At 66.8% G+C, this 9756-nt stretch carries 7 protein-coding genes; 5 read left to right on the top strand and 2 right to left on the bottom strand.

Annotated elements, in window-relative coordinates; translation table 11 throughout:
* Positions 1 to 862, top strand: an 862-nt coding sequence (locus tag JS533_RS08510) for a helix-turn-helix transcriptional regulator (protein ID WP_241514004.1), incomplete at its 5' end; no start/stop codon positions are given.
* A gap of 259 nt (positions 863 to 1121) precedes the next feature.
* On the opposite strand, the gene JS533_RS08505 is transcribed toward JS533_RS08510, so the two are convergent.
* Positions 1122 to 3845 carry a DNA gyrase/topoisomerase IV subunit A gene (locus tag JS533_RS08505; RefSeq protein ID WP_241514003.1) on the bottom strand — a complete coding sequence of 908 codons (2724 nt, stop codon included), beginning with the start codon at positions 3843 to 3845 and terminating at the stop codon, positions 1122 to 1124.
* Positions 3846 to 4028: 183 nt separating this feature from the next.
* On the opposite strand from JS533_RS08505, the gene JS533_RS08500 reads away from it, so the two are divergent.
* Positions 4029 to 5276: an alkaline phosphatase family protein gene (locus JS533_RS08500; RefSeq protein ID WP_241514002.1), complete on the top strand. Its 1248-nt coding sequence runs from the start codon at positions 4029 to 4031 to the stop codon at positions 5274 to 5276.
* A 25-nt stretch (positions 5277 to 5301) separates the two neighbouring features.
* Here JS533_RS08500 and sepH read toward each other — a convergent pair whose 3' ends face one another.
* Entirely contained in the window at positions 5302 to 6387 is a 1086-nt protein-coding gene (gene sepH, locus JS533_RS08495; RefSeq protein WP_241514001.1) for a septation protein SepH, read from the bottom strand.
* Positions 6388 to 6535: 148 nt separating this feature from the next.
* On the opposite strand from sepH, the gene JS533_RS08490 reads away from it, so the two are divergent.
* The 3 genes from JS533_RS08490 to JS533_RS08480 all read left to right on the top strand — a co-directional run bounded on the left by JS533_RS08490 (position 6536) and on the right by JS533_RS08480 (position 9721).
* Positions 6536 to 6829 carry a DUF4193 domain-containing protein gene (locus tag JS533_RS08490; RefSeq protein ID WP_241514000.1) on the top strand — a complete coding sequence of 98 codons (294 nt, stop codon included), beginning with the start codon at positions 6536 to 6538 and terminating at the stop codon, positions 6827 to 6829.
* Positions 6829 to 7308, top strand: a complete 480-nt coding sequence (dut, locus tag JS533_RS08485; RefSeq protein ID WP_241513999.1) for a dUTP diphosphatase — start codon at positions 6829 to 6831, stop codon at positions 7306 to 7308. Before JS533_RS08490 ends, dut begins: the two co-directional genes overlap by 1 nt.
* 79 nt (positions 7309 to 7387) lie before the next feature.
* Entirely contained in the window at positions 7388 to 9721 is a 2334-nt protein-coding gene (locus JS533_RS08480; RefSeq protein WP_241513998.1) for a RelA/SpoT family protein, read from the top strand.
* Positions 9722 to 9756 lie beyond the last annotated feature (35 nt).

Genomic DNA, 9756 nt, shown 5'->3' with positions numbered 1-9756 from the left:
CGTGTACCATCTTGCCGACGATCCCTCACACGAGCGAAGCCTGCGCGTCTCGCCCTCGTCCTGCGTGCTGCTGCCACCGAACATCACGGTATGGGGCACCGGAAGAACCGGAGAGAACGTCGACTTCCTGTGGATACATTTCCTGGCGGACTGGAAACCACGCGAAACGGCCGTGCCGGCCCAACAGACGTCTTCCGCCGTCCCCGTCCAACCGGACACGCTGCAACGCATCCGACGCAAGGAATACTGCCCCGAAGTCGACGGCATCTGCATTATTCCGGAACGGTTCGCGATATACAACATGAAACGCGTGCTGGTGACCGCGCGCATGGTGCTGTCCTGCGCCAACGTATACCGGTACACGCAACGGGAGAACGACCTGCTGACGGCCGCCCTGCTCATCGAACTGAGCGACGACTATCTCAGCTCCTTGGCCCGGACGAAAACCGACAGCGCCAAGACCGCGCCGGTCATCGAATGGATCAGGACGAACATGTCAGCCAAACTGACCGTCGCGGACGTGGCCGACCATTTCGTCATGAACCCGGACTATCTCAACCGGCTATTCAAACGCGAGCATGGCACGACGATGCGCGACTACCTCATCGATCTGCGCATCGAAACGGCGAAGGCGCTGCTCATTCACACGAAACTGCCGATCGGCACCGTAGCGAAATATGCATACTTCAACGACAAGCGGAACTTCATGAAACAGTTCAAGAAACGCACGTCGCTCACCCCAACCGATTTCCGCACGGCGCTCGCACACACCTACGGCAACACTCCATTCGTAGACCCGGCCTTGCCCGTGCCCCACGACGTCGGTGTGATCATGAAGCACGGCGAACAAGACGAACCCTGACGACATCGGCATAGTACTCTCGCACCACGTAAGAGGACCGACCGCTTCGTAGGCCAGCGCGTCCTGCAATTAACGAATTGCAATTAGCGGATGTTCTGCACCGTGTGTTGTGGGGCCTGATCGGTAACCATGGCAAAGAGGGAAGAAGAGGACAGCGAAAGAGCGCCCAGCTTCACGTGGGTTGCACGGGGCAGCGCCGTCCGCACAATCCGCACCACGCGAACAGCCCAGCCCTGTACAATCAATCATCCGAACCCCGCTACCCGACGAACGCGATCGGCGCCGCCAGATCAACGCCGGAACCGTCGCGACGCGTATCAGGATCTGGCAGCTCCACCGGGGAGCCGGCCTCGGTGGAGGCGTGCAGCGGGTAGGCGCCCACCCAGGCGAGCAACAGCGTGTTCTGGCCCTTGAGGAAGCGCTGCGAGCGCACGCCGCCCGTGCCGCGGCCCTTGGTCGGATACAGTTCGAACGGCGTCACCTTAGCGCAGCCGTTCTCCGTACCGGGCAGCGCGTCCTTGTCGCCCGCCACCGTGAGCACCACGGCACCCGAAGCGTTCGACACGTCAATATCGCCACCGTCCTCGCCGTCGCCGCCGGTCCACGCGATCCGGCCCGCCGGCACCACGTTGAACGAGATCGCCGAGCAGCCCTCGGCCAGTCGGATGCCGGCCATGCCGCCGGCCGTACGGCCCTGCGGACGCACGTTGGACGCCTCGAACGTGAGCAGCGACGAATCGGACGAGACGAACACGAGCCGATCGTCGTCGGCCGCATCGGCCGCGAACAGCACCTCGTCGCCGTCCTTCAGATCGATCACGTTCCACGAATCCATCGTCGTGGGCGACTCGCGGTTCCACCGCTTGACCACGCCGCCGCGCGTGCCGATCGCCAGGGGAGCGGGCACCGCGCCATCCGGTCCGGCCGAACCCTCCGGCGACTCCACGCCGTTCAACGTGCCGGCCATCGCCACGGCCGCGACCACGCGCTCGCCGGGCACCGGTTCCGTGCTTTCCGTCAGCGACAGCAGTTCGTTCGCACGGATGCCGCCCGTCGTGCCCAACGTCTCGGCCGCGGGCAGCGCCGGCAGTTCGACCGCATGCGCGAGCACCAGACGTCCGGCCGACGTGATCAGACCGTACGACGAACGCGTCGTCGTACGGAAGATCGACGTGATCTGATCGTCCGACCTGCGTGCGTCAGCCGCGGAACGCGACTCCCACACGTCCCACGCGGCGGGCGACGTGCGCGCGATCAGACCGGACGCGCTGAGCATCACCACGCACGGCTCGTCGTCGATCTGCAATGCGGCGGCCGTGGCGTTCTCCTCGCCGGCCTTCTTCGCGGCCGCTGCCGCCGCAGCCACGTCGGCCGCCGCGGACGACAGGGTCGTCGCCGTGCGCGCCGCCTCCAACGCGGCCGTGGACGCGCCGTCGTCGCCGTGCGCCGTCACCGGCGTCAGCGTGCCGTCCTCGCCCTCGTCGAGCAGCACGGTGCGACGCGGCGAACCGTACGTCTTGACCGCAGCGTCCATCTCGCGCACCACCACGCGATCCAGCTCCTTGTCGGAGGCGAGGATGCGCTCCAGCTCCTCGATGCGCTGCTTGAGGTCGTCGCGCTCCGCCTCCAGCTCGATGCGGCTCATCTTCGTCAGCCTGCGCAGACGCAGGTCGAGGATGTACTGCGCCTGGATGTCGTCAAGGTCGAACACCGCGATCAGGCGGCTCTTCGCCGCGTCCGCGTCGTCCGACGTGCGGATCACCTGGATCACCTCGTCGATGTCGATCAACGCGAGCAGCAGGCCCTCGACCAGATGCAGCCGCTCCAGCGCCTTCTTGCGGCGGAACTCGCTGCGCCGGCGCACCACCACGCGCCGGTGGTCGATCCACACCTGCAGCAGCTCCTTGAGCCCCATCGTGTGCGGGCGGCCGTCCACGAGCGCCACGTTGTTGATCGTGAAATTGTCCTGCAGCGGCGTGTGACGGAACAGCTGCGCGAGCACCGCGTTCGGGTCGAAACCCGTCTTCACCTCGATCACCAGACGCGTGCCGTTATGACGGTCCGTCAGGTCGATGGCGCCCGAAATGCCCTCCAGCTTGCGGTTCTTCACACCTTCGGAAATACGCTCCAGCACGCGTTCGGGGCCCACCATGAACGGCAGTTCGGTCACGACGATCGCCTTCTTGCGCGCGGTCACGTTCTCGATATGCGTCTTCGAACGCGTGGTGAGCGTGCCGCGGCCGGTCGCATACGCCTCGCGGATGCCGTCGCGGCCGATGACGATGCCTCCGCCCGGCCAGTCCGGGCCCGGCACGTAGCGCATCAGCTCCTCGAGCGAGGAGGTCGGATACTTCATCAGATGCTTGGCCGCCGCGACCACCTCGCCCAGATTGTGCGTGGCCATGTTCGTGGCCATGCCCACCGCGATGCCGGATCCGCCGTTGACCAGCAGGTTCGGGATCGCCGCCGGCAGCACGGTCGGCTCCTTGAGCTTGTTGTCGTAGTTCGGCGTGAAATCGACCGTGTCCTCGTCGATGTCCGCGTTCATGCCGAGCGCCGCCGGGGCGAGACGGGCCTCCGTATAACGCGAGGCGGCCGGACCGTCGTCGAGCGAGCCGAAATTGCCGTGGCCGTCCACCAACGGCAGGCGCATCGCGAACGGCTGCGCCAGACGCACCATCGCCTCGTAGATCGCCGAATCGCCGTGCGGATGCAGCTTGCCCATCACCTCGCCGACCACACGCGCCGACTTCATGTACGCACGGTCCGGCGTCAGGTTCATCTCGCCCATCTGATAGACGATGCGACGCTGCACCGGCTTGAGGCCGTCGCGCGCGTCGGGCAGGGCGCGCGCATAGATCACCGAATACGCGTATTCGAGGAACGACTTGCTCATCTCCTCGTTCAACGGCGTTTCGACGATATGCTCCTTGACCTGGCGAAGGTCATAGGCTGCTGATGCCGGCTTGCGATGTGATGCCATGCGTGCGCGCTCCCACTGGTCGATTGCGGATGGACGAACGGAATAACCGGACCATGATATCGGACCCGTACGAACATCCGTGCGATGGCCGGGTTGCGGGAGGGCCCCGGCGTCTGCCTTGCGGCCGTTCGCATCCACGATCCCGCCCTGCAATGTTCACCCCGCAGTGATTGAATGGGACGCATGAGTGTGGATGTACCGGAGATGAGCGAACTGCTGGGCCTGACGCCGACGGCGCGATACGGGGACGGCGCGGCCGATGATACGGCCGGCGATACGGCCGGCGGCGCGCGCGGGGGAGCGCTGCACCTGTCCGCCATCCTGCCGGCCGCATCCGCCGCCATCGGTCATCCGATCGGCACCGCCGTCCACCACGATCCCGCCGCGCTGCAACGCGCGCTCGGACTGCCCGACGCGACCAGCGCCATCGTCGTGCTCGTCGACGGACTCGGCTACTGGAACCTCGCCATGCGGCTCGGACACGCGCCCTACCTGCGCTCGCTGATGAACGAGACGGCCAATCAGCGGCCGATCGCGACCTGCGCGCCCAGCACGACGGTCGCCGCGATGGCCACGTTCGGCACCGGCACCTGCCCGGGCCTGACCGGCATGGCCGGATACACGCAGCTCAATCCGGTCACGGGCAAACTGTCGCAGCTCATCCAGTTCACCGACGCGATCCCGCCGTCCGATCTGCAGCGCCAGCCCACCGTCTTCGAACGGCTTGCACTGCGCGATGTGCGCGTCACCAGCTGCGGCCTGCCGAAGTTCAAGGATTCGCCGCTGACCGAGGCGGCGTTGCGCGGTCCCGCCTACATCGGCGGCGTCACGCCGCGCGACCGTCTGCTCGCCGCCTGCGAGTCCGCGAAGACGCCGGGACTGACGTACCTGTACATCCGCGACGCGGACAAGATCGGCCACTCCTACGGGTGGGACTCGGACAAGTGGATCGGCGTGTTCGAACGCATCGACGCGCAGCTGGCGGCCCTGAAACGCAACGCGCCGCGCGGCACGCTCATCGTGGTCACCGCCGACCACGGCATGATCATGGCCGATCCGGAGCAGCGCATCGACATCGCCGAAGAACCGCAGCTGAGCCGCGGCGTGCGCGTGGTCGGCGGCGAGCCGCGCGCGCTCATGCTCTATGCGGAGGAGGACGAGCCGGCCGGGGACATCGCGCATCGATGGCGTGAACGATTGGGCGGACTCGCGCTGGTGCGTACGCGCGACGAGGCGATCGCGCAGGGACTGTTCGGCCCGGTCGACGACCGCGTGCGCCCGATGCTCGGCGACGTGTTGGTCGCCGCCGGCGAGTCGGTCACCATCGTCGACTCGCGCACCCAGTCGGACAAGGCCACGCATCTGCCGAGCGTGCACGGCTCGCAAAGCATGATGGAATCCGACATCCCCTGCCTGATCGACGTGGCATAGGCCGAGGCCCCGGGCAAGACGCCGGTCACTCGCCGAACAGGATCTCGTCCCACGTCGGCACCGCCGAACGGCCCGAACGGCGCTTGGCCGGCTTGGTCTGCGGCGTCTGCTGCTGGGTTTCGTTCGCGGCGCCGTCGCCGTGGACGGCGGTTCCGTCCGCTGCGTCCGGCGTCTCGTCGGCCTGATCGGTCCGGAGCGGATTCGTCGCGGCCGCGTTCGATGACGTCGCGGGCTGCACGGCCGTGCCTGCCGGCCCGTCCGACGTGGCCGGGGACGGGGCATCCGGCGCGGCCGCCACGGCGCCCGGCGCGGCGATGGGGGAGATGGCCGGGACGACGGGCGCGGAACCGGCCGCCGTGCCCGCGGACATGCCGGACGTCTCGCCCGCATCGTTCTGCGCAGCGCCGTTCCATGCCGACACCGCGCGTTCGATGCGCGCCGAACGAATCGAATCGCCGGGCAGGTTCAGCTCGATCGCGAACCCGTCGTCGTCCTCGTCGGCCGGCAGGGGAGACCCCTGCGCGCCGAGGTTCTGCTCGCCGAGCAGCTTCTTGGCCGCCGAGTTGAGGCACACCACCGCGTTGTCGTGCATGTTCCACGTCCATTCGGCGCGCACCGCATGCCCGGACGACATGAACCGCGCGGTGATCCGCCACGGTTCGAGTCCGCGCCGCGTGGCCTGCCAGTTGAGCGTCTCCATGCCGATGCGCGCCGAGGCGAGCGTGCGCTCGATCAGTTCGGCGACCGTGCGCATGTGGCTCTCCTTGGGTGCCGGGACGGTCAGGAACTGCTCGATCGCATACTGCTTCTCCGTCTCCACCGCGGACGAGAAGCGCCTGACCAGCGCCTCGCTCAGGTTGTAGCGTTCCGCGACGCGCGCAGGATCCGCGCCGGCGCGGATCAGCGACTGGATCTGCGAGATCGGCAGCGTGCTCACGTTCTGCGGCTGCCGGCGCTGCGATTCGGAGCGGATCTGCTTGGCCTCGAGAATGGCGCGCTCCAGCGTGTCGTCGACGGTGACGGCGAACCGCAGGCCCCCGGCCGAAAACACCAGGTCGCCGGTCCCGTCGACATGGTCGAATCGGGCTTGCTCCAGCGGATTTTCAGGCATATGCGCACCACTTTCCCTCATCGAGTATTACCGTATCCATTGTGCCTTACGCGTCGTATTTTACGAGTATTTCGACCCGCGTATCCTAAGCCGGGCAAAAGTCATGTATCCTATGGCGCAGAAGAACCACATTCGAGAAAGGATCACGATGGCTCAGGATTACGATTCCCCTCGTAACAAGGACGAGGACGAGGAGTCGCTGCAGGCGCTCGGCAAGGGATCGCAGAACACCTCCAGCGACATCGACGACGACGAGAACGCCATCGCCGAGGACTATGAGCTGCCCGGTGCGGACCTGAGCAACGAGGACGCCTCGGTGACCGTCATCCCGATGCAGGGCGACGAGTTCATCTGCTCCGAATGCTATCTGGTCAAGCACCGCAGCCAGCTCGCCTACACCACCGACGACGGCCAGCCGGTGTGCAAGGAGTGCGCCGCCTGATGGCGATCGACGAAACGTACAACGAGCCGGAAACCGTCGAGGTGCTCGTCAAGTCCCTCGACCCCACGCATCCGGCCGAGCTGTTCTACGCCCACGCCGGCGACGCCGGCGCGGATCTCGTGACCACCGAGGCGGTCGAGCTCAAGCCGTTCCAGCGGGCGCTGGTGCCCACCGGCGTGGCCATCGCGCTACCCGCCGGCTACGTCGGCCTCGTGCATCCGCGCTCCGGACTCGCCGTCAAGCGGGGCGTCACCGTGCTCAACGCGCCCGGCACCATCGACGCCGGCTACCGCGGCGAGATCAAGGTGCCGCTGATCAACCTCGATCCCGAGCACGCCGTGCGCTTCGAGCCCGGCGACCGGATCGCCCAGCTGGTCATCCAGCGCTACGCCGAGGCCAGGTTCGTGCCGGCCGAGACTCTGCCCGGGTCCGATCGCGCCGAGCGGGGCTTCGGCTCCACCGGAGTGGCCTCCAGGTAGGGACAGGGGCGGAACGGGGCGCGCGTCCGCGGCGGCAAACGAGGTAGGATACTACTCATCACACGAGGAGAGGTGGATCATGGCTAACGCTGAAGGCGACTATAGCGCGGCACGCATGTTGGGTTGTGAAATCAGCGACGATCCGCTCAACCCCCTCAAGCCGATCGTCGAATCGTGCCGGGCGCACCATCCGCAGGAGGACCTGTCCATCCTCGAACGCGCCTACCGCCGCGCGGTCACGCAGCACGCGCCGCAGCGGCGCAAGTCCGGCGAGCCGTACATCATCCACCCGCTCGCCGTCGCGCAGATCCTCGCCGATCTCGGCATGGGACCGCTCGTCGTCGCGGCCGGCCTTCTGCACGACACCGTCGAGGACACCGACTACACGCTCGACCAGTGCCGCGCCGAGTTCGGCGACACCGTCACCGGACTCGTCGACGGCGTGACCAAGCTGAGCAAAATGGAGTACGGCGACTCGGCGCAGGCCGAGACGATCCGCAAGATGGTCGTCGCGATGAGCCGCGACGTGCGCGTGCTCGTCGTCAAGCTCGCCGACCGTGTGCACAACGCGCGCACCTGGCGCTACGTGAAGACGTCCGGCGCGCAGAAGAAGGCGCGCGAGACGCTCGACGTGTACGCGCCGCTGGCCAACCGGCTCGGCATGAACGCCATCAAGACCGAGCTCGAGGAGCTCAGCTTCAAGGTGCTCTACCCGAAGATCTACAACGAGATCGTCGTGCTCGTGGCGCGCCGCGCCGGCCAGCGCAACGTGTACCTCAAGCAGATCCTCGCCGAGATCAACGAGGACCTGGGCGCGCAGCACATCAAGGCGTACGTGACCGGACGGCCGAAGGACTACTTCTCGATCTACCAGAAGATGATCGTGCGCGGGCACGATTTCTCCAATATCTACGATCTGGTCGGCGTGCGCATCATCGTCGACACGATCCAGGACTGCTATGCCGCGCTCGGCGCGGTGCATGCGCGGTGGAGCCCGGTCCCCGGACGCTTCAAGGACTACATCGCCATGCCGAAGCTCAACATGTACCAGTCGCTGCACACGACGGTCGTGGGCCCGGGCGGCAAGCCGGTCGAAATCCAGATCCGTACCTGGGACATGCACCGTCGCGCCGAATTCGGCATCGCCGCGCACTGGAAGTACAAGGCGAACGGTCAGGCCGGACGCGCGCTGAGCTCGCCGGACAAGTCCGATCTCAAGCGCGGCGAAAACGACAACCAGGAGCTGAGCGAGGCCGACAACCTCAAGTGGATCCAACAGCTGGCCGACTGGACGAGCGAGACGCCCGACTCCAAGGAGTTCCTCGGATCGCTCAAGGAGGATCTCGGCGCGGCCGAAGTGTACGTGTTCACGCCGAAGGGCAAGATCGTCTCCCTGCCGGCCGACGCCACCCCCGTCGACTTCGCATACGCCGTGCACACCGAGGTCGGCCACCGCACGATGGGCGCGCGCGTCAACGGCCGTCTCGTGCCGCTCGACACCAAACTCGAGAACGGCGACACCGTCGAGGTGCTCACCTCCAAATCCGACACGGCCGGCCCCTCGCGCGACTGGCTGAGCTTCGTCAAAAGCCCGAAGGCGCGCAACAAGATCCGCCAGTGGTTCTCCAAGGAGCGGCGCACCGAGGCGATCGAGGAGGGTCGCGACGAGCTGACGCGCGCCATGCGCAAGCGCAACCTGCCGATCGCCACGCTGCTCACACCGGGCGCGCTGGTCGGAGTCGCCGACGAGCTCAACTGCTCCGGCGTCGACAACCTGTTCGCGGCCATCGGCGACGGTCAGATCTCCACACAGAACGTCATCGCGCATCTCGTCAAGGACGCCGGCAGCGACGAGGTCGACGAGGAGGTGGAGCAGGAGGCCCTGCCGCTGCGCCAGGTCGAATCCGCGAAGAAGACCACGAGCTCGCTCGGCGTGTCCGTCAAGGGCGTGGGCGACGTGTGGGTCAAGCTCGCACGCTGCTGCATGCCCGTGCCCGGCGACAAGATCATCGGCTTCATCACGCGCAACCAGGGCGTTTCGGTGCACCGCACCGACTGCCAGAACATGCTCGACCTCGAACGCCGCCAGCCCGAACGCGTCGTCGACGTGCAGTGGACCAGCACCAAGGGCCTGTTCATGGTCAAGATCCAGGTGGAGGCGCTCGACCGCCAGCACCTGCTCTCCGACGTGACCCGCGTGCTCGCCGACCACGGCGTCAACATCATCTCCGGTTCGCAGACCACCGGCCGCGACCGCGTCGCGATCAGCCAGTTCAGCTTCGAAATGGCCGACCCGCAGCATCTGAGCCGCCTGCTGGCCGCCGTGCGCAAGATCGACGGCGTGTTCGACGTGTACCGCATCACCGGCACCAAGGAGTCGCAGGAGCCGCGACTGCGCAAGATGCAGGAGTAGGTCCTTCCCGGCCGTGCGGTCGCCGCCCGGTCGGG

The sequence above is a fragment of the Bifidobacterium amazonense genome (genome assembly GCF_018555435.2).
In the GTDB taxonomy this organism is placed as follows: Bacteria; Actinomycetota; Actinomycetes; order Actinomycetales; family Bifidobacteriaceae; genus Bifidobacterium; species Bifidobacterium amazonense.
The sequence above is the reverse complement of the archived record's forward strand: the minus strand, read 5'-3'. Positions and strand labels throughout refer to the sequence as shown.